The organism is Magnetospira sp. QH-2, assembly GCF_000968135.1.
In the GTDB taxonomy this organism is placed as follows: domain Bacteria; phylum Pseudomonadota; class Alphaproteobacteria; order Rhodospirillales; family Magnetospiraceae; genus Magnetospira.
The window spans coordinates 3,721,393-3,746,299 of record NZ_FO538765.1 but is presented as its reverse complement, the minus strand read 5'-3'; the positions used below and the strand labels follow the sequence as shown (position 1 = coordinate 3,746,299).

The 24,907-nt window shown below is 58.8% G+C and carries 19 protein-coding genes and 1 tRNA gene; 15 read left to right on the top strand and 5 right to left on the bottom strand.

The annotated features are described in order from the left end of the window. Window positions 1–60 precede the first annotated feature (60 nt). Both MGMAQ_RS17540 and MGMAQ_RS17535 read right to left on the bottom strand, forming a co-directional pair. Window positions 61–1,974 carry a glycosyltransferase family 39 protein gene (locus MGMAQ_RS17540; RefSeq protein ID WP_046022562.1) on the bottom strand — a complete coding sequence of 638 codons (1,914 nt, stop codon included), beginning with the start codon at window positions 1,972–1,974 and terminating at the stop codon, window positions 61–63. Window positions 1,975–2,082: 108 nt separating this feature from the next. Beyond that, window positions 2,083–3,363, bottom strand: a complete 1,281-nt coding sequence (locus MGMAQ_RS17535) for an O-antigen ligase family protein (RefSeq protein WP_046022561.1) — start codon at window positions 3,361–3,363, stop codon at window positions 2,083–2,085. A gap of 264 nt (window positions 3,364–3,627) precedes the next feature. Here MGMAQ_RS17535 and MGMAQ_RS20515 point away from each other — a divergent pair, with 264 nt between their 5' ends. The 4 genes from MGMAQ_RS20515 to MGMAQ_RS17515 are packed head-to-tail and all read left to right on the top strand — an operon-like array spanning window position 3,628 to window position 8,352. Then, a complete protein-coding gene (locus tag MGMAQ_RS20515) occupies window positions 3,628–4,395 on the top strand; it encodes a bifunctional 2-polyprenyl-6-hydroxyphenol methylase/3-demethylubiquinol 3-O-methyltransferase UbiG (protein ID WP_158498891.1) in 768 nt (255 codons plus the stop codon). Further along, window positions 4,392–5,960 (top strand): hypothetical protein, encoded by a 1,569-nt coding sequence (locus MGMAQ_RS17525; RefSeq protein WP_046022559.1) that lies wholly within the window; start codon window positions 4,392–4,394, stop codon window positions 5,958–5,960. The genes MGMAQ_RS20515 and MGMAQ_RS17525 overlap by 4 nt, the downstream gene beginning before the upstream one ends. Continuing rightward, complete coding sequence (gene galE / locus MGMAQ_RS17520; RefSeq protein ID WP_252508653.1) at window positions 5,957–6,988, top strand: UDP-glucose 4-epimerase GalE; 1,032 nt, start codon at window positions 5,957–5,959, stop codon at window positions 6,986–6,988. Before MGMAQ_RS17525 ends, galE begins: the two co-directional genes overlap by 4 nt. Continuing rightward, a complete protein-coding gene (locus MGMAQ_RS17515) occupies window positions 6,985–8,352 on the top strand; it encodes an FAD-binding oxidoreductase (protein WP_052716517.1) in 1,368 nt (455 codons plus the stop codon). The genes galE and MGMAQ_RS17515 overlap by 4 nt, the downstream gene beginning before the upstream one ends. Before the next feature lie 28 nt (window positions 8,353–8,380). On the opposite strand, the gene MGMAQ_RS17510 is transcribed toward MGMAQ_RS17515, so the two are convergent. Further along, on the bottom strand, window positions 8,381–9,397 hold the full coding sequence (locus MGMAQ_RS17510) for a glycosyltransferase family 2 protein (protein WP_046022558.1): 1,017 nt from the start codon (window positions 9,395–9,397) through the stop codon (window positions 8,381–8,383). 352 nt (window positions 9,398–9,749) lie between these two features. Between MGMAQ_RS17510 and MGMAQ_RS17505 the strand changes: the two genes are divergently transcribed. The 9 genes from MGMAQ_RS17505 (at window position 9,750) to purH (ending at window position 21,435) form a co-directional block, all read left to right on the top strand. Continuing rightward, window positions 9,750–10,472, top strand: a complete 723-nt coding sequence (locus tag MGMAQ_RS17505; protein ID WP_046022557.1) for a glycosyltransferase family 2 protein — start codon at window positions 9,750–9,752, stop codon at window positions 10,470–10,472. Window positions 10,473–10,475: 3 nt separating this feature from the next. Continuing rightward, window positions 10,476–12,323, top strand: a complete 1,848-nt coding sequence (asnB, locus tag MGMAQ_RS17500; protein WP_046022556.1) for an asparagine synthase (glutamine-hydrolyzing) — start codon at window positions 10,476–10,478, stop codon at window positions 12,321–12,323. Then, window positions 12,320–13,966 carry a heparinase II/III family protein gene (locus MGMAQ_RS19950; RefSeq protein WP_052716516.1) on the top strand — a complete coding sequence of 549 codons (1,647 nt, stop codon included), beginning with the start codon at window positions 12,320–12,322 and terminating at the stop codon, window positions 13,964–13,966. The genes asnB and MGMAQ_RS19950 overlap by 4 nt, the downstream gene beginning before the upstream one ends. Window positions 13,967–13,970: 4 nt before the next feature. After that, window positions 13,971–14,984, top strand: coding sequence for a glycosyltransferase family 4 protein (locus MGMAQ_RS17490; RefSeq protein ID WP_148561012.1), 1,014 nt, complete (start codon window positions 13,971–13,973; stop codon window positions 14,982–14,984). After that, entirely contained in the window at window positions 14,981–16,228 is a 1,248-nt protein-coding gene (locus MGMAQ_RS17485) for a glycosyltransferase family 4 protein (RefSeq protein ID WP_046022555.1), read from the top strand. Before MGMAQ_RS17490 ends, MGMAQ_RS17485 begins: the two co-directional genes overlap by 4 nt. 63 nt (window positions 16,229–16,291) lie before the next feature. After that, on the top strand, window positions 16,292–16,984 hold the full coding sequence (gene gph / locus MGMAQ_RS17480) for a phosphoglycolate phosphatase (protein WP_046022554.1): 693 nt from the start codon (window positions 16,292–16,294) through the stop codon (window positions 16,982–16,984). Then, the gene (locus MGMAQ_RS17475; protein ID WP_046022553.1) at window positions 16,981–17,910 is read left to right on the top strand and encodes an SDR family oxidoreductase; all 930 of its coding nucleotides are present in this window, start codon (window positions 16,981–16,983) and stop codon (window positions 17,908–17,910) included. The genes gph and MGMAQ_RS17475 overlap by 4 nt, the downstream gene beginning before the upstream one ends. After that, window positions 17,903–19,783, top strand: coding sequence for a nucleoside-diphosphate sugar epimerase/dehydratase (locus tag MGMAQ_RS17470; protein ID WP_046022552.1), 1,881 nt, complete (start codon window positions 17,903–17,905; stop codon window positions 19,781–19,783). Before MGMAQ_RS17475 ends, MGMAQ_RS17470 begins: the two co-directional genes overlap by 8 nt. Window positions 19,784–19,863: 80 nt before the next feature. Continuing rightward, window positions 19,864–21,435: a bifunctional phosphoribosylaminoimidazolecarboxamide formyltransferase/IMP cyclohydrolase gene (purH, locus tag MGMAQ_RS17465; RefSeq protein ID WP_046022551.1), complete on the top strand. Its 1,572-nt coding sequence runs from the start codon at window positions 19,864–19,866 to the stop codon at window positions 21,433–21,435. 269 nt (window positions 21,436–21,704) lie between these two features. Here the strand turns inward: purH and MGMAQ_RS17460 are convergent, their stop codons facing one another. Beyond that, on the bottom strand, window positions 21,705–22,736 hold the full coding sequence (locus MGMAQ_RS17460; protein WP_046020119.1) for an IS110 family transposase: 1,032 nt from the start codon (window positions 22,734–22,736) through the stop codon (window positions 21,705–21,707). A 211-nt stretch (window positions 22,737–22,947) separates the two neighbouring features. Here MGMAQ_RS17460 and MGMAQ_RS17455 point away from each other — a divergent pair, with 211 nt between their 5' ends. Then, window positions 22,948–23,916 carry an IS30 family transposase gene (locus MGMAQ_RS17455; RefSeq protein WP_052716515.1) on the top strand — a complete coding sequence of 323 codons (969 nt, stop codon included), beginning with the start codon at window positions 22,948–22,950 and terminating at the stop codon, window positions 23,914–23,916. A gap of 198 nt (window positions 23,917–24,114) precedes the next feature. Here MGMAQ_RS17455 and MGMAQ_RS17450 read toward each other — a convergent pair. After that, window positions 24,115–24,201 (bottom strand) — tRNA-Leu (locus tag MGMAQ_RS17450). 118 nt (window positions 24,202–24,319) lie between these two features. Between MGMAQ_RS17450 and MGMAQ_RS17445 the strand changes: the two genes are divergently transcribed. Further along, window positions 24,320–24,901, top strand: a complete 582-nt coding sequence (locus MGMAQ_RS17445) for a YqaA family protein (protein WP_046022550.1) — start codon at window positions 24,320–24,322, stop codon at window positions 24,899–24,901. The last annotated feature ends 6 nt before the right edge of the window (window positions 24,902–24,907 follow it).

Sequence of the window (24,907 nt, the reverse complement as noted above, 5' to 3'; positions counted from 1 at the left end):
CGCATCATTTTTCTGAAGCTACGGCCGTATTTCAGTGTGGCGCAGGTCCACGCGGTCAGATCAGTGGCTCGGTTTCGTTTGATCTTTGATCGTTTCCGCACCAAGTTCCACGGGCAACGCTCTTACCAATACAGTATTGCTCAGCGTATGGGTCAGCGAGCTTAAAGTCCGAGATGCGAACCGATGGATCTCAAACTCACGAACAGTCTCGAAATAAGTTGACCATTCCTTTTCTCCACCATTCTGCCAAGCGGCCCATTCATCGCTGGAAACCAATAAGTGGGTGGCGCCAAGCTTGGATAGGTTGCGGTGCATCACCGCCGGTGGTCGGGGGACAGGGAAGAAGTTGAGAGCATCTTGTGTCATGGCCGATACGAAAAAATTCGGGACGTCGAGGTAATAGTTCAATTGTCTTTCCGTATGGATCAGAAAATCAGATTGGGACAGGTTGTCGTTGATCCAAGAAACAACGGAATAGCCCGTAAGGCTTTGGGCCAAAAACTCTTCGCGAGAATCATTCCCCATGCCATAGCGGATGTTCTTAAGCCCGAACAACCCCGCCCCGGCGATCTGTAGGGCGATTACGGCAGCAATGCCCAAGTGGAGCGGTCGTTGGAAAGATCGATCATCGGTAAACCGGACGGCGGCAACCGTAACCACGATCAGCAGGAAAGGAAAAACGGTCAGCAGGTGGCGGACCCGCTGAGACGGCCCGCTGAAAAACCACGCCGTATAAAACACCAGGGCTATCAAGGCGTAGAGCATCAACGAAGACCGACGAAGCCGGAAGCGGGATTTCCACGCGCCAGCAATCGCAAAAGGCAGCACAAGGAGTACGAACAAGCCAAGACCAACCCGCCGTCCCTCCGTGGTCGGCGGCGCATCCATTGTTACCCAGAATGGATAGAGAATGTAGTTCAGCGGCGTTCGCTCGATAGCACGCTCCAACTGCATGAAATTATTCCGGAAAAAGTCATTGTGTTCCGGTGACCAATACAACAGGTCGCCGAAACCAAATACATGGAAAAAAACAGGGAAAAACGGGTCTCCCGTATGAACGGCATTCCACGCATACCATTGAAATCCGGCGATAATTGCCGCTATGCCGAAGACCATGCCTTGGCGAAACCAGTGTTTTTGTAGCAGGATCACGATCCCGCAGGCCACGGCAAACAGGAGGCCGATATATTTCGATCCGATATAGAATCCCGTGGCAATGCCGGCGAGCACCGCATATCGGGGATTTCCACTGGTCACGGCGCGCGCGGTGGTCCATCCGGCAATCAAGGCAAACAGCGTCATCCGGACTTCCACTTGTCCGGTTCCCGCTCCGTAGATAACGGCGGGAAGGGTCAGGAATACCAAGGCTAACACCAAAGACCAATTTTGGCTCAATGCCTCGCGGGCCATGACGTAAACCATTCCCGCCGCAGCCCATCCGGTAACCATGGTCCATAGGGTTAGCGCCTGCTCCCCTCCGAGTGCCAGAACTGGGAGATAGGTCATTTGCAAAAGATAAGGGACCGCGCCGTCAAGGGGGCGCTCGAAAAAGACGAGCCCGCCATGACGCAAAAACAGTTTCGGGGCGTTAAAGTGATAGGCGAGTGTATCCGCATCAGCGGGCGGAGCCATGGCCTCCATCAGATCCAGGAAAAAGACGACAAAGATCAGTGCCAACAATGCCCAGGCCACGCCATCGATCGGATTCATCGATCGCTGTAAGGAATCCCGGCCCAGCAAGGGTATCCCAAGACACCCCACCGCCAATAAACCGCCGAGCCATGCTGGGGTCAGCAGATGGGCCAGACCGAGAAAGAAACAAAGCCATCCAAGAATGCCGATACCAAGCCCAAAGGAAATCGCCAATCGGGCGTTGCCCTCAAATGAGCAAGTGGCTCCCGTCAAGCGAAGAGTAAAGGCGCCAAAACCCATGCAGCCAAGGGTCTGGAAGATCAGGACGGCAACGGCGCTCATTCCGCGACCAAAGCATTGAAGATCGGAATAGCCAAAGAGCGATACTGGAGAGCATAGACGATCAGTGAGATGATGACCCAAAGCCATAGCACCAGGGTGACTAAGCGCTCATTTAGTGTTTCGGTGTTTTTCTTCATCACTCGGGTCGCGATCATCTCGAGATTTTAAACTACTGGGAGCCAAGGCTAGTCCGGTAGCACAGAGCCAGATTGATGCTTGCCACCAACTGGACCAGGCACTGAACGAAAGAAACCAAATACTCAGGGCACTGATCATGGCGGCGGCGGCAAAGCCTTGGTCAATGATAGCCCGACCGCGGGAAAACACGCGAATAACCGCAACGGCGAAGCCAGCTATGAGCATAGCGCCCGGTATGCCGAGTTCAAGCCGGACTTGTAGGGCGGCATTGTGGGGGTGGAGGGGAATGGGTTCCGATTGCCGCGTGTTTCCCGGACCACCCGGTACGGTAAAGAAGACCGCGTCATTGTCGGAAGACAGGGTCCGAGAAGTGTTTAGTCCAAGGCCCAGTATCGGCGCTTCATCAATAAATCTGATCGCCGACTTCCAGATGAAGATTCGTGGGTATAGGCCATTGGGAAGATTGGGATAGGTCTCCTCCAGCTGTCCCGGATCGGGCAGGAGAGGGGGAACGACCGGCATGAGAACAGTTACCGTCACCACGGCAGCGGCAAACAGGCGCGGTGCCCAGCGTGGCCAAGTAACAAAGAGAAAGAGCGCGCCGAGCCCGATCAGGCTCCCGATCATTGCGGCGCCGCTGTTGCTGGCCCAGATGATCACCATGCCCAAAAAACCAAGAAGGACGGTTGCGCTTTTGTGCCCACGGCGTAGGACGGCAGCGAGCGCAGGCCAGATCATGAGTGCCGCGACGCAAGCCCCGGCTTTGTAGTAATTGGGCGCGGTGTAGTCGATTTGAACGACTTCGCCGGTGACCAACCGCCGGAAGAACATGGTCATGGCAAGGGGTGACCATATCTCAATCGCCAATATGACGAAACCGCCCGCGACACCGAGCATCAAAAACTTCTCGATGGTTCGTCTTTCTCTTTCCGGCTGGCTAGCAACCAAGGTCACCAGCAGATACCCGCCCACCAGCATGGCGGCAAGGGCCGGTAGATACTTTATGCCTTCCTGCGGGGCGATGGACCAAACGAGGCTGATTGCGGCCCACAGAAAAAAGGCGATGGCCGGGAGTATTCCGCTCGACGGGAGCGGCCAAGGAGTGCGCCGAAGAACATGGGCTCCAAGAGCAACCAAGGCAATGGCGACAAACAATGGCGCCATACCTTTTGATGCGAACAAGGCAAGGGGAACCGTGAGTGCCAGCAGAATTCCGAGCAGGTATTCAGAATGGATGGATCGGAAATTCATGGATGACCACTTAGCTTTCGCATCAAGGGCGTGCCCGCCTCATGGGAGCCAGGGTTATAACCGCCAGTTCAGGCTGAATCAAGGCCACCTAGAGTTTTGGCCTGCCAAGCCGCCTCGGTTTCGGGATGGCGCCGATGCAGGCGTTCCTTCTTTAATATTTACGTGAGCTCGCCCGGATCTGGTCGGACCGAGATTAGTATTGATATGGGCCGAGCCGAGCGGATAGATTGCCTCCACTCAAACAACAAAACTAGGCGAACCAGCATGGAGCCTTCCCTTTATCAAATACACGCGGATATGGAAGGGCGCCATTGGTGGTTTGTTGCGCGGAGAAATATTCTCAGCGCCGTGATAGAACGACTCAGTGAAAATCAGGCCCGCCCCTTTATTGTCGATGTCGGGTGCGGTGCCGGTGGCATGGTCCAGTACTTCTCCAGCCAAGGAACACCTTGTCTTGGTATTGATTACTCTTCTACCGCAATTGATTTCGCGAAGAGTAAGTACCCGGAATGCGAATATATTTGTGGAAAAATGCCGGATGATCTATCCGGCGTCGCCGACAAAGTGACGCTGTTTACCTTGCTGGACGTGCTTGAGCATATTGAAAACGATCAGGCGTTTTTGGCGGATCTGGTTCATATGGCCCCAAAGGGCGCCAATATCCTGATCACGGTTCCGGCCATGAAATCCTTGTGGAGCCCCCACGATGTCGCCAACCATCATTTTCGCCGGTATGAGATGAGTGAACTGACCGGCACATGGGCCGGCCTGCCGGTCGAGTGTCGAATGGTTGGATACTATTGCGCCAAATTGTATCCGATCATTCGGATGATGCGAGCACTGGCCAATATACGAAGTCAGAGTGTTGGCGAGGGGGGATCGGATTTCTCCCTTCCCTCCGCCCCATTGAACCGGTTCCTGACCTCGGTATTCGAATCTGAAACCGACCGCCTTGTGAATCAGATTGATCACCCTGAAGCCGCATCCTATCGAGCAGGCAGTAGCCTCATGGCTGTTTTGAGAAAGGCTTGAAATTGTTAGGCAATATTTTAAATAAACTCTCCATTCAAGAGAAGATAATAGTTGTATCGTCGATTGTCACTGTTTCCTTATGCCTGATATTAATGGCAATAAGATTCAATAGTGCGATATCTTTCTCTGTCCCAATGCACGTAATTACAAGTGGATGGGAGCAAGAGTCATTATTTGCGATGTGGAAATATGTTAATGGTTTAGATATTTACTCATCTCCATATGAAATTCCTTACTCCATAGCGTTTTTTAATTGGCTGTTTTATGAGACATATGGCCAGTTTATTTCTATAATTCATAACATTTTTGATCTTAGTGGTGATTGGATACCTACAACCGGAAGGTTGTTTTCTATTGTGGGGTTGTTGTTTGGTACAATTATTTCTTATTCTGCGCTTCTGTCGGTGACCAACACCAAGAATGCTTTTTTGAAGGCAGTATTTTTTCTGACCGCGATCTACTTGATGTTCGGACCTCTCATTGGTTTTTGGGGGTTTACCATCCGGTCCGATATTTGGGGCATGGTTCTCGATATCTTGGCCGTTTATTTGTTCTGGCGGTTCTATGGAACAAGACCCTATACCGCCGTTGTGCTTGCCGCGATCGCACTGTTCTGTGCTTGGTCATTTAAGCATATCAATGTTTACTCCGCCGTTGCTATCGGCCTATATCTGCTTTTCAGTTTAAGAATTAAACTATTAATGACTCTTACATTTGTATATTTCTTATTTGTTTCGGCTGCATTGTATATTGGTAGCTTTGAGTACCTAGAAACACTATTCTTTAGGCCGGCTATATATGGGTTCGACTTGGAGCATCTCTGGATGAACTTGAAGAACTTTGTAGTGAAGTCGGCGCCAACATTGATTCCATTACTTGTTATGGTTTTTGTGTTTTTATTCTCAAAAAATATGAGGAGGGAAATACTATCGCGAGAACCTGGAAAGTATATCGTGATTAGTATTCTGCCAATTTTCGCATTTACGGTCTTTATTGCATCGAAAAATGGTGCTGCCGAGAACTACTACTTTGTTTTCTCATTCTATGTTGCTCTGGCTGCGGCGATTTTCATGCAGGTTATTTTTGAGAGCAAAGAAGACAGCCCGGTCGAGAATTCCGGTCCAACACGAACAGCGCTAGTCGTGGCGATGATCACCGGTTGGAACACTGCAAGTCTCGCCGTATTGTCGGTTCTGCTTGGCGTGACCGGCGTCTTGTCCGTGGGCGGCACGCACGAAAGATTGTCACAAATCAAAAGCTGTCTGAGCGAGATGCCAACCCCGGTGTTTGTCCCTGATATGTATGCCTCTCTTCCGTGGATGAATCCGAGCGATGAGCCAATCATTCTTTCTTGGAATTATCGACTTGAAAGGTCGCTTGGTGTGCCCTTTCAGCATGGAGGGGTCGGGGGCTTGATCGATTCAGGATATTTTGCCTCTCTTCTGGTGCCGGAAACGGCCGAAGAACTGGATGGTAGTCGCATGGAAAAGTACCGAGAGACCGGTAAAAAATGCATTGAATTCAATGCATTGGTGAGGATAGATGGGGGAGGTGAGGCGCCGTGATCAAACAGGTTTCTCCGAACGATCAATCCAAGCAGGCTGTATTGGTAACCGGGGGCGCCGGTTATATCGGTAGCCACGTGTGCAAGGCATTGAGCCAAGAGGGGTACCAACCCATTGTCTATGACAATCTTTGTCGCGGCTTCCAATGGGCGGTGAAGTGGGGGCCGCTGATTGTTGGGAACCTCGCGGACCACGACAGCCTTTGCCGGACCATTGTCGAGCATGCGCCCGTCGGCGTCATTCACCTGGCGGGTTATGCGTACGTGGGTGAATCCGTTGAACAGCCCGACCTATACCATCAGAACAATGTGGTCGGTACGGAGGTGTTGCTCAGCGCTCTTGCCCAGTCGGCGGGGGCGGCCTCTCCAATGGTGTTCTCCAGTACCTGCAGCATCTATGGTGATCAGGTCACCACCGGTTTGTCTGAAGATCTTCCCCCGAACCCCATGAATCCTTATGCCAAGGGGAAGCTGCAGATCGAGAATATGCTCATCGACGCGGAACGGAATAGCGGGGCGCCTTTCGTGGCGTTGAGATATTTCAACGCCTCGGGGGCGGACCCATCGACGGAGATCGGCGAGGCCCATGACCCGGAAACCCATCTCATCCCTCTGGTTTTGGAAGTGGCGGCCGGGATGCGGGAAGAGATCGTTGTCTTCGGGACCGACTATGGCACACCGGACGGGTCCTGTGTCCGGGACTATGTGCATGTAACCGATCTTGCCGCGGCCCATGTGAGCGCTTTGCGGTATTTGCTTGATGGTGGCCGCTCTGGCGTCATGAACCTTGCTCATGGCAGTGGATATTCTGTCCTTGAGGTTATCGCGGCCGTGGAACGCGTGACAGGCAAGGAGGTCCGCTACCGCAAAGGTGCGCGTCGTCCAGGAGATCCGGCAACCCTGGTCGGAGATGCGACGCTCGCCAAAAAGACCCTTGATTGGAAACCGCGGTACTCGGATCTGGATACGCAGATTGACCATGCGTGGGCTTGGTTCCGCTCCTATCACAAGATACCCGGCGACCCATGAGAATTCACGGCAAAACCCTGGAAGGGTGGGCGCTCAGAGACAGTTCCGACTGTGCGGTATTGGCTCCCGATACAAAGGAAACCGTCGAAAGCATCAAGGATCATTTCGCTGATCGCACCGTCATCTCGCGAGGGGGCGGGGCCAGCTATGGAGATCCCGCGCTGAACGATCGGGATCAGGGCCTTGTGGTCGACCTCTGCCATCTAAATCGCATCCTGTCGTTTGATCAGGCAAAAGGACTTGTCCAGGCCGAGGCAGGCGTACAGGTCGTCGACCTGCAGGCGGCGGTCGTGCCCAATGGATGGTTTATACCGACCACGCCGGGGGCGAGTCAGGCGACCTTGGCCGGCTGCCTGGCCTTTGATGTGCATGGCAAAAATCACGAAGTCCAGGGAACATTTGGCAACAATGTCACGGCGGTGTCCGTCCTGACGGCGTCAGGCGAGATCGTTTCCTGTTCCAAGGACCACCAAGCAGAGTTGTTCTGGGCGACCGTCGGAGGAATGGGATTAACCGGAGTGATCCTCGATCTGACCATTCAATTGCTTCCCGTACCTTCGGCCTATATGGCCACGACCCTTTCCAGAACGGCCAATTTCGATCAAACCTTTGCCGCTCAGTTCGAAACATCATCCGAAAACTATAGTGTGACCTGGCTTGATCCGATTGCAACCGGCCCGGCCCTGGGGCGGGGCATTGTCATGAAGGCCGATCACGCGCGGCCTGATCAGTTGTCCCGAAAGCAGAGCCAAGAAGCCTTCCTCTGGCCCCAAAAACCGGTGTACCGCTTTCCCTGGACTCCCGACTACGGATTATTTCGACCGTTGTTTCTGCGAGGTTTCAACAGCCTGTATTATTGGACCCATGGAAACGCAAGCATGGTGCAGCATGCCTTTCCGTATCTCTTTCCACTCCATAAATACAAAGATATCAATAGATTATATGGAAGGAATGGGTTCTACGAGTACCAAGTCGCAGTTCCCGAAGCGCAGGCCTATGACCTGATACTGAAATTCTTGACGGCTATTCAGTCTTTTAAGGCGGGCTCTTTCCTGACCATCATCAAGCGATTTGGCAAAGGCAACCCCGCACCCATGTCCTTTCCCATCGAGGGGGTGACCTTCAGTATACAGGTTTTGGCCAACAACCCGGGCGTCCGGGAAATGCTTGATGATTTTGATGCGCTCACCGCCAAGGCTGGCGGCCGCGTCTATCTGGCAAAGGATTCCCGGTTGGTCCCCGAGCTGATCGACGAGATGTATCCCCGGCGGCGCCAGTGGGCCGAGACGTTGGATCAGTTCGATCCTCGGCATATCTTCGAGAGCAATATGAGCCGACGTTTGAACCTGCGAAACACAGATTGATTCCGAAGCCGCCCGGTATGAACCCCGCTTATGGCTGTTTTTCCGGGGGAGAGGCAAGGGGCTGAGGAGGGCAATAGATCATCCGGTCCATGGTCGGGATGGTCTCGTCAAACCCGGTCAGATTACCGACCACATATATGGGGCGTCCCTTCACTTCGTCGAAAATACGCCCGATGTAGTCGGCCATGATCCCGATGGCCAACAGATTGACGCCGCTGATGAATGATATGAAAATGATCATCGACGTCCAGCCTTCCACGATGTCCGGCTGAACCAGCTTCAAAATCAGCGCGACAATACCGCTTAGGAAAGACAAGCTGGCGACACTCAAGCCGACAATGAATAGCAGGTGCAAGGGCCACCTTGAAAAAGCGGTAATACCGGCAAGCGCCAGTTTGCCCAGCCGAAACAGCGAGTACTTGCTTTCACCGGCGTGACGGGACGGCCGGTGATAGGTCACGGCGCATTGTTTGAACCCGACCCAGGTCGAGATCCCGCGCACATAGCGGCTATACTCGCGCAGCGAACGCATCGCCTTCAAGGCCCGGCTGCTGATAAGGCGAAAGTCGCCGGCATCCAAGGGTATATCCAAGTCACTGATGCGATTGATAAATCGATAAAATGCCTTGCGTGTCGTGGTCATGAGCCAAGATTCATGATCGCGTCGCTCCCTCATGGCATAGACCACCTCGTAGCCCTCTTGCCATTTTGCCACCATCTCCGGCACCAATTCGGGGGGATCTTGAAGATCGCCGTCCAAAATCACCACGGCGGCGCCGCGGGCAAAGTCGAGACCGGCGGTGACAGCGATTTGATGGCCGAAGTTTCTCGATAGCTGAACAAGATGAACCCGTGGGTCCTTACTATTGAAATCTTGAATGATTTCGGCGCTCCGGTCCCAACTTCCATCATCCACAAACACGATCTCCACGTCTAAATCCAACCCTTCCGCCATCACGGAGAGCCTGCGGTAGAGCTCGTCTAGCGTTTCCTCTTCATTGTAGATCGGAATGACAATGGAGAGACCAGCATGAGATACGGACAATTTCCATCTCCAAATTTCTTGCAATCGGTATTCCCATATGACGAAGGTTGGCGGGAACGATGAGGTACAGCCTATTCGGTCCAATCAAGAGGCGCAAAAGTGTACTTTGCCCCCTCCATCCATGCGTCAACGGGTAGGAAGGCGATTTCGACGTACGAATATGGCTCCCAACGGAGGCTGTCAATGGAGCATGCGCGTTTTCCAGGGGCATTTTTTTAGACGTCTCCGATCACCAGCCCGGTTCAACGCTGTTTCCCATCTTATTGCGATGTGTTTCTCGAAGGGTCTGTACTGGACGCACGGTTATGATAGGTTCAGGCCCTTCGCAACGGCAATTGTATCCAAACAGTCCATGTCTCATCCCGCTCCCAAGAAGCTTTCAGTCGTCGTCCCGTGTTTCAATGAATCGGCTACCTTGGAAACCCTGGTGGCCCGGGTGCAAAACGCGAATACGTCAGGCTTGGATCTGGAAATCGTCATCGTCGATGATGCCTCGATGGATGACTCGCTGGAAAGGGCCCGAAACCTTGCCAAGGCCGATCCGCGCATTCAGGTCTTCACCCATGACAAAAACCAAGGCAAGGGCGCGGCATTGCGAACGGCCTACAAGGAAGCAACCGGGGATATCGTGTTGGTTCAGGATGCCGATCTGGAGTACGACCCCACCGAATATCCCAAACTGCTGCACCCGATCCTCGATGATCGCGCGGATGTGGTCTACGGCTCACGGTTTCGCGGTGGCCAAGAAGTGCGAATCCTCTATTTCTGGCATACGGTGGGCAACCGGTTCCTGACATTGTTGTCCAACATGATGACCGATATGACCCTGTCGGACATGGAGACCTGCTACAAGGTCTATCGCACCGAAACCCTGCGGCAGATCCAGGTGGTGGAAAACCGCTTCGGCATTGAGCCCGAGGTGACCGCCAAGATTGCCCATCTCAAGCCGCGCCCACGTATCTACGAGGTGGGTATCAGCTACTATGGCCGGACTTATGAAGAGGGCAAGAAGATCGGCTGGAAAGATGGGGTGCGGGCCATCTACTGCATTATCAAATATAACGTTTTCAGGTAGCCCATGTGCGGAATCGCCGGAACGACCCAGGCCGAAGCGGGTGTTCTGAGCGCCTTTACCGAGCGTTTGCACCATCGCGGGCCCGACGCCCGGGGTTCTTGGATCGAGAACGGAATCGGTCTGGCCCATACCCGATTGGCGGTCATTGATCTGACCGAAGGGGGCGCCCAGCCCATGGTTTCCGATTGCGGACGCTATGTGCTGGCTTTCAACGGCGAAATCTATAACTACCGCGATCTGCGCCAAGAGCTACAAGCCGCGGGAGACCTGTTCCGCTCCGACAGCGATACGGAGGTCTTGCTTGCCCTGTTGCGGCGCCATGGGGCCGCCGGAATCGCTAAGCTGGTCGGCATGTTCGCCTTTGCTCTGTGGGACAGGCACGAACGGACCTTGGTGCTGGCCCGAGACAGGCTGGGCATCAAACCGCTGGTCTATGGTGCCCTGGCCCATGGGGGATTGGCCTTCGCCTCGGAGATCCGCGCCCTGCGCGCACATCCGGGAATCGATCTGGCCATCGACCGGGACGCTCTGTCCCAGTACCTGGCCTGCCTCTATGTCCCGGCGCCACTGACCATCCACAAAGGGATTCGCAAGCTGCCGCCCGGCCATCTGCTGACCTGGAAAGATGGCGCGGCCCGTATCGAGCCCTATTGGCGGCCCCATTATGCCGGAAGCCGCGCGGTGAGCCACGACGAAGCGGTGGAGGAAATCCTGCCGCTGGTCCGCCGGGCGGTGGTGGACCGGTTGGTGGCCGATGTGCCGGTGGGCTGTTTTCTTTCCGGCGGCATCGATTCATCGGTGATCGCGGCCTTGATGGCCGAAGAGGCCAAGCGCCTTGGCGCCCCACCGATCCGCAGCTTCACCATGACCTTCGATGAAGCGGCCTACGACGAACGCCACAATGCCCGCCGGGTGGCCGACCATATCGGCAGCGACCATGTGGAGCTGCGCGCCAGCCCGACCCTGGTGGATCTGCTGGACGACTATATCGACGGCTTTGGCGAACCCTTTGGCAATCCCACGGCCTTGCTGATCAACGACCTGTCGCGCAAGGCCAAAGAGCATGTCACCGTGGCCCTGGTGGGCGACGGCGGCGACGAGGTGTTTGCCGGGTATCCAAGATATCGTGGCGGGCTGTTGGCGGCCCGTTATCGCCGGATCCCGGCCCCGCTGCGTCATCTGGGTGCCGGGGCCGCCGCATTGATCCCCGAAAGCACCTCGGGGCGTCATGGTCTACGCCGGGTGCGGGAATTCCTTACCGCCGCCAATCGTCCCGATCCGGAGATGTATGCTGCCTGGGTGGAGTATTTCGATCCGGCCGAGCGGCGGGCGCTGCTGGGGCTGTCCGAAGATCCGGCCCAGCCCCTTGCCGATCTCTATCGGGAATCGCCCTCCTCCGATCCCCTGGACGCCATGCAGCAAACCGATCTGTTGTCTTTCCTGCCGGGGAATCTATTGGCCTATGGGGATGCCATGAGTATGCGCCATGCGCTGGAACTCCGGTTGCCGTTGATCGATCACCGGCTGGTGGAAGCAGTCGGCAAGGTCACCCCGGCACTTCGTGTCGAAAATGGAATGAAGTCTCTTTTGCGCGGTGTGGCCAAGCGTTTGTTGCCTCCGGATATCGTTGATGCTCCGAAACGAGGCTTTAATCCGCCCATGGGGGTCTGGCTGCGCAAGGACTTGGCGCCGATGATCGAGGAACGGCTCACTCCCGGCCGCATGGCCGATCTGGGGCTCGCGCCCAAGGCGGTCAATCATTTGTTGGCGGTTCAGAAAGCGGGCCGCCGGGACGTGGCCCTCAAGGTTTGGGCGCTGTTGGTCTTCGAGGCCTGGGAGCGGCGCGCATGAATCGCTTCTGGCGGACGGTTATTCATCTACGCCCCGAGCAACTCTGGCACCGCATCCGGCTGCGGGTTCTGCGCCCCTGGCACGCCAGCAACGCTTATGGACGGTATGGTTTGGACAGTAAAAAGTCCTTTCTGGTCAACCAGTTTCTCCAAAGCCTCTGGCCTGGAGACGTCCAAAATGGACAGGCCATGCTCAACGGGACGATCCACCTGCTGGGGCAAGCCCATCCCTTCGCGGGGCCGGTGGATTGGCAGGCCGAGGGCCAGACCCTGCTATGGCGATTCACCCTGCACTATTTCGAGTGGCTGGCCGATCTGGAGGCCGAGGGCAGTCCCGAGGCGGCGGCCCTGGGCCGGTCGGTGGTGGACGACTGGATCGCCGCCCACCCGTTGGCCGACGCGGTGGCCTGGCACCCCTATCCCCTGTCTCTGCGGCTCGTCGCCTGGCTGAGACATGGGCCGTTTTTGTTGAACGACGCCCCGGCGGATTTCAAAACCCGTTTCGAAACGGCGCTGACCCGCCAGGCCCGCCACCTCCGACGGGTACCGGAGCGGGACGTGGGCGGTAATCACCTGATCAAGAATCTGAAAGCGCAAACGGTGGCCGCCCTGTGTCTGGGGGCCGGAAACCCGCCCATGGACGCCCTGAAGCAAGAGGTGACGCGTCAGATTCTGGCGGATGGCTGCCATTACGAACTGTCGCCGACCTATCACCTTCAGGTCTTGGCGGATTTATTGGACCTGCGGGCCCTGTTGGCCGACGAGACGCCGGACTGGCTGAGCCAGGCCATCCACCGCATGGGCGGCGCCCTGGCCTTTTTCCTCCCGGGGGACGGCGGTCTGGCCCAATTCAATGACGGCGACGAGGGAGACCCGGCCCTGATCAATGCCGTGATCGACCAGTTGGGCGGTCTGCCCGAGGCACCGCCATCCCTGTCGGTGGCGGGGTATCACCGGCTCGCGGCGGACCCGGTGGTCTTGATCATGGATTGCGCCAAATGCTGTCCCGATGATCTGCCCGCCCATGCCCATGCGGATCCGTTGAGCTTTGAAATGTCGGTGGGTGCCCAGCGGATGATCGTCAATTGCGGCACCTACGCCTATCAGGATCCGGCCTGGCGCAACCGGTTGCGGGGCACGGCGGCCCATAGCACCGTCGCGGTGGACGGCCTGGACAGTGCCGAGGTCTATGGGGTGTTCCGCCTGGGCCGTCGCCCCAAGACGGTGGTCGGGGTTCACGACGGAAACGCTGTCACCGGTACCCACGACGGCTACCGCCACCTGAAAGTCACCCATCAGCGCTGCCTGACCTTGAACGAAAACCCTTTGCGGCTGGAAGGCCGGGATTTGTTGGAGGGTAAAATGGATGGCCGCGCGGCCCGGGCCCATTTCCACCTGCATCCCGACGTGGCGGTAACGCGGGAAGCGGATCACCTGCGTCTGACCCTGCCCGATGGCGTGACATGGATCTTCGAGGCCAAGGGCGGGCGCCTGCATATCACCGACAGCGTCTATGCACCGCGCATGGGGACTCTGCGCACGGCAAAACAGATCATCCTGGAAATGACCGCCAGCGGCGATTTGTTGATGCTCGGCTGGTGCCTGCGTCCCGCCCCCTTGTCCGAAGACAGGGGCAACCGTTAAAACCATGACCATGTCCCCCGTCGCCCTTACCCTGCTGGTGTTCCTGGTTTTCGCCATCACTGTCCTTGCTGTGGGGCTGTTGTTGCGGCTGCTGTGTCACAAGGCCATTCTCGATCATCCCAACCATCGCAGTAGCCATGCGGTCCCGACGCCCAAGGGGGGCGGACTGGCGGTGATGGCGGTGTTGTTGGCCGCCTGGACCTGGGTCGGCCTGGAGACCGGCCAGTCCATGGGGTGGTGGGCCGTACCGGGCGGCGCCCTGGCGCTGGCCATTCTATCCTGGTGGGACGATCTGCATCCGTTACCGGCCGCCCTGCGCCTGGGGGTGCATCTGGCAACGGTCGTCGGGGCGCTGCTGGTGGCCCCATTGCCAGGGCCGGTGTTGGGCGGGTGGCTGCCCCCTTGGGCGGACCTGTTGGGCGCGGCAATGCTCTGGGTCTGGTTCGTCAATCTGTACAACTTCATGGACGGGATCGATGGTCTGAGCGGGGTCGAGACCGGCAGTCTGGGTGCCGGACTGGCGCTGTTGGCCGTCTTTTCCGGGATCACCGATCCGACCCTGTTGCCCCTGGCCTTGGCCGGGCTGGCGGCGGCGCTCGGGTTCCTGATCTGGAACCGGCCTCCGGCGAAAATCTTTCTTGGCGACGTGGGCAGCGTGCCCCTGGGGTTCCTGTTCGGCTGGCTGTTGTTGAGCCTTGGCGCCAACGGGTATGGGGCGGCGGCGTTGATTCTACCGGGCTATTACCTGGCCGATGCCTCCATCACCATCCTTAAGCGGGCGGTGCGCGGCGAGAACGTCTTGCAGGCCCATAGGGAGCATTTCTATCAATTGGCGGTGCGCGGTGGCCTGGGTCATGGGGCGGTGGTCGTCCATGTGGCGTTGGTCAACGGCGTGCTTATTGTGCTGGCAGTCTTGTCACCGGACTATCCGGTGGCGGCGTTGGGTGGTGCCGTGGTGGCCATCGGCTGGCTTCTGTACTATCTACGCCGACAGTTTGTTCGAAAGGCGGGCCCATGAAGATCCTGTTTCTGACCGAGAATTTCCCGCCGGAAACCAATGCCGCCGCCACGCGGGTCTATGAGCGGGCGCTTTATTGGGTGCGCTGGGGACACGAGGTGACCATCATCACCTGCGCGCCCAATTTCCCCCAAGGCCGGCTCTACGAGGGCTGGAAGAACAAATGGGTGCAGGTGCAAGACATGGACGGCCTGCGGGTGGTGCGGGTGAAAACCTATATGGCCGCCAATGCCGGGTTCGCCAAGCGCATGCTGGATTTCCTCAGCTTCATGGTGACCGGCTTCGCGGCCGGGCTGTTTCAAAAGCGCCCCGACGTCATATCCGCCACCTCGCCACAATTCTTTTCCGCCGTTGCCGGTTGGGCCCTGGGCAAGGTCCGCCGGGTGCCCTTTGTTTTCGAACTGGGCGACATCTGGCCCGCCTCCATCACCGCCGTGGGCGCCATGCAGGACAATCTGGCCCTGCGCTGGATGGAGAAGCTGGAACTCTATCTATACCGCTCCTCGGCATCGGTGGCGGCCTTGACCGAGGCCTTCAAGGTCAATCTGACCGGGCGCGGCATCGATGCTGGCAAGATCGCCGTGGTGCGCAATGGGGTGGATCTGGACCGCTACGCGCCCCGTGAGACCGATCAGGCCTTGGCCGCCGAGTGGGATCTGACCGACAAGTTCGTGGTCGGCTATGTGGGCACCCATGGCATGGCCCATGGCCTGAGCAACGTGCTCGACGCGGCGGAGCGGCTCAAGGATCTGCCCAATTTCCGCTTCCTGCTGGTGGGGGCCGGGGCGGAGCGCGAAATGTTGATGGAAGCGGCCCGGCAACGGGGCCTGAACAATGTGGTGTTCGGCCCGCCACAGCCCAAGGAAGCCATGCCCCGGGTCTGGTCCCTGTGCCATGTGGCTTTGGTGCATCTGCGCGATACACCGGTGTTCGCCGAGGTCATCCCGTCGAAAATGTTCGAGGCCATGGGCATGGGCCTGCCGATTCTCATGGCCCTGCCCCGGGGCGAGGCCAGCGAGATCCTGGAGGCCGACGGCGCCGGGATCTGGGTACCGCCGGAAGATCCAGACGCCCTGGCCGAGGCCTGCCGCACCCTTGCCGACACGGACTTCAGGACCAAAATGGCAGCGCGAAGTTTGGCGTCGGCCCCGCTCCATACGCGCGAAAAACAAGCCGAGGAAATGATGGCGGTTCTAGAGGCATCGGCCCAGGGACGGGGGTCGGAAGTCGGTTTGAGTCGTTGACGGACTCCGGTCCACAGGGTAGTTCCCTGATTCAGGTTTCTTATTCACCACCGATGGACGACCATGAGCGCGCCTGTCCTGGACTATATCCTGTTCGACTTCGATGGCACCCTCGTCGATAGTGTCCCCGACGTGTGCCATGGTCTGAACAAGGCCCTGGCCCGCATCGACCGCGCGCCGCGCACGGTGGAACAGGTCAAATCCTGGGTTGGAAAAGGCGCGCGGGACCTGGTGGTTTCAGCCTTGGAATTAAGCGGTGGAGTCCTATCGGACTGCGAAACGGATGCGGTCTGCAAGGATTTCCTGGAGGCCTATGCCGCCGAACCGATCATCGATTCCGTGATTTTTCCCGGTGCCGTGGAAATGCTCGAGACCCTGCAAGCCCAAGGCAAGACCCTGGGTATTTGTACCAACAAACCATCCTTGACCGCGGCGCCGGTGATGCAGGCGTTGGACCTTGAAAAATACTTCCCGGTGGTCCTCTGCGGGGATCAGGTCATCCATAAAAAGCCCGATGCCCGGCATGTGCTCGATTGCGTCACCGCCATGGGCGGGACGCCCGAGCGGGCGGTTCTGGTGGGCGACAGCGAGAATGATGCCTATGCGGCGCGCAATGCCGGGATCGCCTATGTGATGGTCTCCTTTGGCTATTGCCACGAACCCATGGACAGCCTGCCCATGGATGTCTTGATCGATCATCTGTCGGATCTGCCCGACACCATCGCCCGAATGTCCCGCAAATTGGGGGCCGCATGAGGCGGGGACGCCGCATTCTGGTCACCGGCGCCAACGGGTTCGTCGGACAGGCCCTTTGCACCGCCTTGGAGGTGCAAGGTGACCGGGTGATCCGTGCCACCAGGGAGGCCGTTGGCGCCATTGGCCCCGGCACCGATTGGCGTCCTTTGCTGCTGGGCATTGATTCCGTGGTGCATCTGGCCGCCCGGGCTCATGTGATGAACGATACCGCCGCTGATCCGCTGGCCGAGTACCGGCATATCAATACCGAAGGCACCCGGCATCTGGCCGAACAGGCGGCGGCGTCCGGCGTCCGGCGCATGGTCTATCTGAGCACGGTGAAGGTGCACGGGGAGGCCACTCAGGGCACACCCTTTCGCGCCGACGATCCGCTCAGCCCCAGCGACCCCTATGGTGTTTCGAAGATGGAAGCCGAGGAATGCCTCGGTGACATCGGCGCGCGCACCGGTCTGGAGACCGTGATCTTGCGCCCGCCGCTCGTTTATGGTCCCCGGGTACGGGCCAATTTCCTTGCCCTGATGCATTTATGCAATCGCGGCCTGCCTCTTCCCCTGGGCCGCATCGACAACAGGCGGAGCCTGGTCTATCTGGGCAATCTGGTGCGGGCCATACGGCTGGTGCTCGACCATCCGGCGGCGGCGGGCGGTACCTATCTGATCAGCGACGGCGAAGATCTTTCCACCGCCGATCTGGTGCGCAAGATCGCCAAGGTTCTGGGACGTCCGGCGCGGCTGGTGCCCTTGCCAACGCCGTTTCTGACCCTGGCCGGACGGGCAACGGGCAAACAGGACCGGGTAGCGCGGCTGCTGCAATCGCTGACCATCGATCATGGCAAGCTGACCGCCGACCTGAATTGGACACCGCCTTTTACCGTCGATCAAGGGCTGGCGGAAGTGGCCGCCTGGTACAGGAGGACTCATGGCTAAGCTGGCGAGACTCCGTCGGGGTTCGGTGGTGTTCCTCCATGACGTGTTCATGGCGGCGCTATCCTTCGGCCTGACCATCTATCTGCGTACCGGCGAGGAATTTCACGAAATCTGGCGCCACGGGCACGGCGGCGAGGCCATGCTGATGTTCGCCGTCATCTGCGGTGCGGTGTTCTGGGCCATGAACCTGTACCGGGGGATCTGGCGCTACGCTTCGCTCAATGACATGACGGCCATCGCCAAATCGGTGACCCTGGCCATCTTGATATTCACCGCCGTGATGTTCATTTGGACCCGACTGGAGCTGATTCCGCGCTCTTTGCCGTTGCTCAACTGGTTCGTCCTGATAGCCTTGCTCGGGGGCCCCCGGTTCCTTTACCGGCTGATCAAGGACCGACGCATTGATCTGACCGAGGACGGTAATCGCCCGGCGGTGCCGGTATTGCTGGTGGGGGCCGGTGACGGTGCGGAATTGTTTCTGCGCGCCCTGCGCAATGGCGGCATGGGTTATCGCGTGACCGGAATTCTATCGGAAACCTCGGGTCGGGTCGGGCGGCTGATTCGCGACGTGCGGGTGGTCGGTACCCTGGAGGACCTGGAGACGGTCATTGGCGATGAAGATGACGAAGACCGTCCGCAAAAGCTGATCGTTACCAAGGATACCATGGACGGTGCCCGCCTGCGGGCACTGTTGGATCGCGCCGATGGGCTGGGCCTGACCTTGGCACGACTGCCCAAGCTCACCGACCTGAAGAGCGGGCTGGCCGAAGGCATGGACGTGCGCCCCATCGACGTGGCCGACTTGCTGGGTCGTCCGCAAGCCACCCTGGACCGGGATGCCATGCATGGCTTGGTTGCCGGCAAAACGGTGGTAGTGACCGGTGCCGGAGGATCCATCGGGTCAGAGCTAGTTCGTCAGGTTTCAGATCTGGGGCCGAGCCATTTGGTGCTGGTGGAAAACTCCGAGTTCGCCCTGTATCGCATCGATCAGGAAATGGCCCAGCGCCATCCGGGAATTGACCGCAAAGCGGTAATTGCCGATGTGCGTGACCGGGACCGCCTGAACCGGCTGTTCAGCGAGATCGGACCGCAGGTGGTGTTCCATGCCGCCGCCCTGAAGCACGTACCCCTGGTCGAGGCCAACCTGCTCGAAGGGGTGCGCACCAACATTCTTGGGACCCGCAACGTGGCCGATGCCTGTGTCGCCCATGGGGTCGAATGCATGGTGATGATCTCCACCGACAAGGCGGTCAACCCGTCCAGCATCATGGGTCTGACCAAGCGCGTGGCGGAAATCTATTGCCAGGCATTGGATATCGACCGGGCCGGGCAGACCCCCAATTTTGTCACCGTGCGCTTTGGCAATGTCCTGGGGTCCACCGGTTCCGTGGTGCCCCTGTTCCAAAAGCAATTGCAGGCGGGCGGGCCTTTGACCGTCACCCACCCGGACATGAAGCGCTATTTCATGACCATCCGCGAGGCGGTGGAGCTCGTGTTGGAAGCCTCGGCCCTGGCCGGGCGCAATCACGACGAGGGCAAGATCTTTGTGCTCGACATGGGCGAGCCCGTGAGAATCGTCGATTTGGCCCGCCAGATGATCCGATTGGCGGGTCTGCGTCCGGATGAAGACGTGGAGATCCACTTCACCGGTATTCGTCCCGGTGAAAAGCTGTTCGAGGAAATTTTCCATGGTGCCGAGGACCTGGTGCCCACCAAGTATAAAGGCATTTTACTGGCGGCGCCGCGTCTCGCCGACCGGGCGCGCATGGAACAGGTTCTGGGCGAGATGGAAAGCCTCTGCACGGCGGATGAGGCCGACAGAGTCCTGACCTTGGCCCGGGAATTGGTGCCGGAATACCAGACGGAAGCCTGAGTTTCCCACAGGGGGACTTCCGCCCGATCCCCCTTCCTGCTATATCCGGCGGCACCATTTTTCTTCTGGGGGATACCGACATGGCGGACAAGATCCGGCGCGCATTGATTTCTGTTTCCGACAAATCGGGACTGGTGGAGTTCGGCCAGTTCCTGGCGGACAACGGGGTGGAAATCCTATCCACCGGCGGCTCCGCCAAGGCCCTGGCCGATGCCGGGGTGCCGGTCACCGAGGTGGCCGACCACACCGGATTCCCGGAAATCATGGATGGCCGGGTCAAGACCCTGCACCCCAAGATCCACGGCGGCCTGCTGGCGGTGCGCGGCAATGCGGAGCATGATCAGGCCATGGCCGACAATGACATCGCGCCCATCGATCTGCTGGCGGTCAATCTTTATCCGTTCGAGGCGACGGTGGCCGGTGGCGCCGACTTCGAGACCTGTATCGAGAACATCGACATCGGCGGCCCAGGCATGATTCGCGCGGCGGCCAAGAACCACGACGGCGTGACCGTGCTGGTCGACCCCACCGACTACGACACGGTGAAGGCAGAGATGCAGGCCAATGGCGGCGCCACCACGTTGGATTTCCGCCGTCGCATGGCGGCCAAGGCCTATGCGCGCACCGGGGCTTATGACGCGGCCATCTCCGGCTGGTTCGGCGAGCAGCTGGGCGACTCTTTCCCGTCGCATCTGGCCCTCGGCGGCACCCATGTGCAGACCATGCGCTATGGCGAAAACCCCCATCAAGCGGCAGCTTTTTACAGCACGGGCGACAACCGTCCCGGTGTCGCCACCGCCGAACAGCTGCAGGGCAAGGAACTAAGCTACAACAATCTCAACGATACCGACGCCGCCTTTGAACTGGTTGCCGAGTTCGACGAAGAGGCGGTGGTCATCGTCAAGCATGCCAATCCTTGCGGTGTGGCTCTTGGCGCAAATCAAAAGGATGCCTATCTGCGGGCCTTTTCCTGCGATACGGAAAGCGCCTTTGGCGGCATCGTTGCCTTCAACCGGCCCCTGGACGCGCCCACCGCCGAGGAATTGGCCAAGATCTTTTTGGAAGTGATCATCGCGCCGGAAATCACCGATGCGGCGCGCGAGATTCTCGGCGCCAAGAAAAACCTCCGCGTCCTGCGCACCGGCGGCATGCCCGATCCGGAAGCGGGCGGCCTGACCTTCAAGAGCCTATCGGGCGGCATCCTCCTTCAGGGCCGCGATAACCGATTGATCCAGGATCAGCTCAATGTGGTCACCAAGCGCGCGCCGACGGACCAGGAGATGAAAGACCTGGAATTCGCCTTCACCGTCTGTAAGCACGTCAAATCCAACGCCATCATCTATTGTAAGGATGGCATGACCACCGGAGTCGGCGCCGGGCAGATGAGCCGCGTCAACTCGGCCCGGATCGCCGCCTGGAAAGCTCAGGCCGCCGCCGACGTGGCGGGGGATTCGGAAAGCTGGGCCCGTGGCTCGGTGGTCGCTTCGGACGCCTTCTTCCCCTTTGCCGATGGGTTGCTGGCCGCTGCCGAAGCAGGGGCCACGGCGGTTATCCAGCCCGGCGGCTCGATCCGTGACGACGAAGTAATCGACGCTGCCAACGAGAAGGGCCTCGCCATGGTCATGACCGGCATGCGGCATTTCCGGCACTAAAAGCAATCCGACCTAACAGGCTGCTTCTGTAATCGAGTCATTTGAGTCAAGCTGATTTCCAAGCCGTCGGTTTGAACCTGGGGTATGTGGCGCCCTTTGCTTCTGTCCGCGGTCGACGTCGTCGCCGCATGATGGGGATCAAGGGGGATCGGGTGCAGCAATCTGAAAAGCGTGGTCTTACGCCACTGCAGCCTGCGCGCTGTCATCCGAGCCCCGCGCGTCGCCACGCGTCCTGGCCGCCCTTCAGGCGATCTCGGTTTTCGTTGTGTTTAGATGGCGGTCTCCTCCTTGCGGTACTGGAAGTCCGTGCCGTCGATCCACATGCGATGCATGATTACGGCGAGACGCCGGGCAACGGCGACCTTGGCGCGTTTCATCCCGCGCCTTTTGGCGACCGCGAGCCCCCAGTGTTTGAGCCAGGACCAACGGCGGGTTCGAGTGAGAAGTGCATTGGCGGCCTCGAACAAAAGCCAACGAACCATGGCATCTCCGCACTTGCTGATGGGGCCGCTTCGGTCCTGCTCTCCCGAGGCGTATCTGCGTGGGACAAGCCCGAAGTGGGCGCCGACCATGACCGACTTTTGAAACCGTTCCGGCACGTCGAGTCCTGTCCTGAAAGCGAGGGCGGTAACCGGGCCGACGCCGGGAACGGTCATCAGGCGCCGGCAAACGCTATCATCGCGCGCAGCGGCATGAACCTGCCGGTCGAGCTTGTCGAGTTGTTCGAGCAAGGCTTGGCGCGCAAGCAAGAGCGGCTCGGCGGCTGCGCTGAGGTGCGGGTTATCAGCCGTCAATTCCCGAACCCGCGCCGCGAAAAGGCGTCCGCGCGCCATACCGACCTTGAGGCCGAAAGCTTTCAATGTTCCTCGTACCGTATTGGACAACTGACGGACCTGATGAACCAGGGTCTCCCGATGGGTCAGCACCATCCGGAGCTCCTGACTGCGCGCGGTCTTGACGTGGGTCGCGCGGTACAAACCGGTCCGCATCGCCTGGCTGATCAAGCGGGCGTCGCGACGGTCCGTCTTGACTGGGCTGGCGCTGGCAAAGGCCTTCATTTGCCGGGTCTCGATACAAATCACAGGGAGGCCCCGACTGGACAGTCCTGCGTACAGCCAAGGCGCCAGAGGGCCAGCTTCCAACCCAATTCGCGCAAAGCCACGCCCGCTTTCCTCGAGCCAAGTGGCGACCGCCTCGGGTGTGCTTGACACCTTGCCTTCGCGAATGACGGTTCCCTTTGCATCAATCTCACAGATCGAAATGCTTGCCATCGATACGTCCATTCCAACAAAATACTCCATAGCTGGTCTCCTCTGTTCCATGTCCAGGAATTGACCCGGATACTTGATCAAGACCGAGTGTGGAGACCAGCTGACTGTCTAGGCAATCCCTGACTGCTCGATTACCGCCATCTGAAAAAGTGTTGTTCGACGGCCCGCCTCGCCCTTCGTCCCTCGACAAGCTCCCTAGATTCAGACCCCAAGTGCACCACCCAGCTATGCTGGGAACGCTATGGGACAGAAATATGCACACGTCAGCTTGGACGAACGATGCGAGATTTACCGTCTGCATGCAGACGGTAAATCTCAACGGGCCATTGGGCGGCTGATGGGCCGCTCGGCCTCGACCATTGGCCGGGAATTGAAGCGCAACGCGCTGCCCCGGGCCGGATACAAGCCGGCCATGGCCGAGCGCATGGCCTGGGCGCGCAAACGCCGCCTGCCGAAAATCGAGCGCTTGAGCCCTCTGAAAACCCACATCCTGGATGCACTTGCTATGGAACAGAGCCCGGAGCAGATCGCCGGAAGGCTCAAGCTCGAAGGATCAGAGCATACCGTCAGCGCCGAGACAATCTATGCCTGGATCTACGGGCCCCACGGGCGGCGGCAGAAGCTCCACCGCCTGTTGCCGCAGGCCAAATCCCGTCGCGGACGACGGGCCCGAAAAGGGCGGCGCGATCCGCCGATCCCCGACCGGATGCCGATCCACATGCGCCCGACCAAGGCCCATCTGCGCGCCGAGCCGGGCCATTGGGAGGCCGATCTGGTGCATTTCCGCAAGCAACGGGCCTGTTTGCTCACCTGTATCGAGCGGCGGTCTCGGCTGCTGCTCACCGCGACCCTTCCAGACAAAACCGCCCGCACCACCGCCGAGGCGCTGGCCAGGCTGCTCAACCGTGCGCCCAAACGGGCCCGGAAAACCGTCACCCTGGACAACGGCGGCGAGTTCTACGACCACAAGAGCCTGCCTGTGCGCGCCTTCTTTTGCGATCCCCATTCCCCCTGGCAGCGCGGCTCCATCGAGAACGCCAACGGCGTCCTGCGCCGCAGCCTGCCCAGGCACATTCGCCTCAATAAATTCTCCGATCAAGACATCGAGGACATCACATGGACCTACAACACAACGCCCCGAAAATGCCTCGGTTTCCTCACGCCAATCGAGGCATTCGCCAAATCAATCGGTGTTGCACTTGAAATTTGAATCCAGCCTCGGGATGAGGAAGCTCAGGGTGAGGCTAACATGTTGAAAGTTCAATGGCCCTCATGCTGAGCCTGTCGAAGCATGTGTCGCCACAGGCTCGAAATCGGACTTTTTCAGCAGCCTGCAAAAGTAAAACGCGAGCCGCCCCGGATTGTCCGGGGCGGCGTCGTTTCGTGGTCAAATTTCGCAGAAATGATTTGGTGCCCCCAGCCGGACTCGAACCGGCACGCCCGTAAGGACAACAGATTTTGAGTCTATCGCGTCTACCAATTCCGCCACAGGGGCCCAAGACCAAATCGCGCCGATCATAGCGGAGGAACTGTCAGGGTCAACCAGCTTGTATCCCCCGTCTCCGACTGCTACACCGACGCCCGAACAACCCCGGTAAATTCAGGAGCGTGCCGTGCTGCGAGGACTATACGATTGGACCATGGGCCTGGCCGCCCATAAGCATGCGCTGCTGGCCTTGGCATTGGTCTCGTTCATCGAAAGCTCGGTGTTTCCCATCCCGCCCGATGTCTTGCTGATTCCGATGATCCTGGCGGCCAAGGAGAAGGCCTGGCGCTATGCGCTGGTCTGCACCATCGCCTCGGTGATCGGCGGCATGTTCGGCTACGGCATCGGCTATTTCCTGTTCGAGCAAGTGGGCAAGCCGGTGTTGGAGCTCTATGGCTACACCGACAAGTTCTCCGTGTTCCAGGCCAAGTACAACGAGTGGGGCGCCTGGGCGGTGTTCATGGCCGGGGTGACACCGTTCCCCTACAAGGTCATCACCATTCTGTCGGGGGTCACTCAGCTCGATCCCACCGTGTTCAGTATTTCGTCGGTGGCGGCGCGGGGACTGCGGTTCTTCATCGTCGCCGCCCTGTTGTGGCATTTCGGCCCGCCCATCCGCGATTTCATCGAACGCCGTTTGGGGCTGGTGTTCGTGGTCTTCGTGGTCTTGCTGGTGGGCGGTTTCGTCCTGGCGAAATACGTCATATGATCGGCC

What these genes read in the sequence shown, in the direction of transcription:
- MGMAQ_RS17540 (WP_046022562.1), bottom strand. Translation starts at nt 1,974, where the DNA reads ATGAGCGCCGTTGCCGTCCTGATCTTCCAGACCCTTGGCTGCATGGGT.
- MGMAQ_RS17535 (WP_046022561.1), bottom strand. Translation starts at nt 3,363, where the DNA reads ATGAATTTCCGATCCATCCATTCTGAATACCTGCTCGGAATTCTGCTG.
- MGMAQ_RS20515 (WP_158498891.1), top strand. Translation starts at nt 3,628, where the DNA reads ATGGAGCCTTCCCTTTATCAAATACACGCGGATATGGAAGGGCGCCAT.
- MGMAQ_RS17515 (WP_052716517.1), top strand. Translation starts at nt 6,985, where the DNA reads ATGAGAATTCACGGCAAAACCCTGGAAGGGTGGGCGCTCAGAGACAGT.
- MGMAQ_RS17505 (WP_046022557.1), top strand. Translation starts at nt 9,750, where the DNA reads ATGTCTCATCCCGCTCCCAAGAAGCTTTCAGTCGTCGTCCCGTGTTTC.
- asnB (WP_046022556.1), top strand. Translation starts at nt 10,476, where the DNA reads ATGTGCGGAATCGCCGGAACGACCCAGGCCGAAGCGGGTGTTCTGAGC.
- MGMAQ_RS19950 (WP_052716516.1), top strand. Translation starts at nt 12,320, where the DNA reads ATGAATCGCTTCTGGCGGACGGTTATTCATCTACGCCCCGAGCAACTC.
- MGMAQ_RS17490 (WP_148561012.1), top strand. Translation starts at nt 13,971, where the DNA reads ATGACCATGTCCCCCGTCGCCCTTACCCTGCTGGTGTTCCTGGTTTTC.
- MGMAQ_RS17485 (WP_046022555.1), top strand. Translation starts at nt 14,981, where the DNA reads ATGAAGATCCTGTTTCTGACCGAGAATTTCCCGCCGGAAACCAATGCC.
- gph (WP_046022554.1), top strand. Translation starts at nt 16,292, where the DNA reads ATGAGCGCGCCTGTCCTGGACTATATCCTGTTCGACTTCGATGGCACC.
- MGMAQ_RS17475 (WP_046022553.1), top strand. Translation starts at nt 16,981, where the DNA reads ATGAGGCGGGGACGCCGCATTCTGGTCACCGGCGCCAACGGGTTCGTC.
- MGMAQ_RS17470 (WP_046022552.1), top strand. Translation starts at nt 17,903, where the DNA reads ATGGCTAAGCTGGCGAGACTCCGTCGGGGTTCGGTGGTGTTCCTCCAT.
- purH (WP_046022551.1), top strand. Translation starts at nt 19,864, where the DNA reads ATGGCGGACAAGATCCGGCGCGCATTGATTTCTGTTTCCGACAAATCG.
- MGMAQ_RS17460 (WP_046020119.1), bottom strand. Translation starts at nt 22,736, where the DNA reads ATGGAGTATTTTGTTGGAATGGACGTATCGATGGCAAGCATTTCGATC.
- MGMAQ_RS17455 (WP_052716515.1), top strand. Translation starts at nt 22,948, where the DNA reads ATGGGACAGAAATATGCACACGTCAGCTTGGACGAACGATGCGAGATT.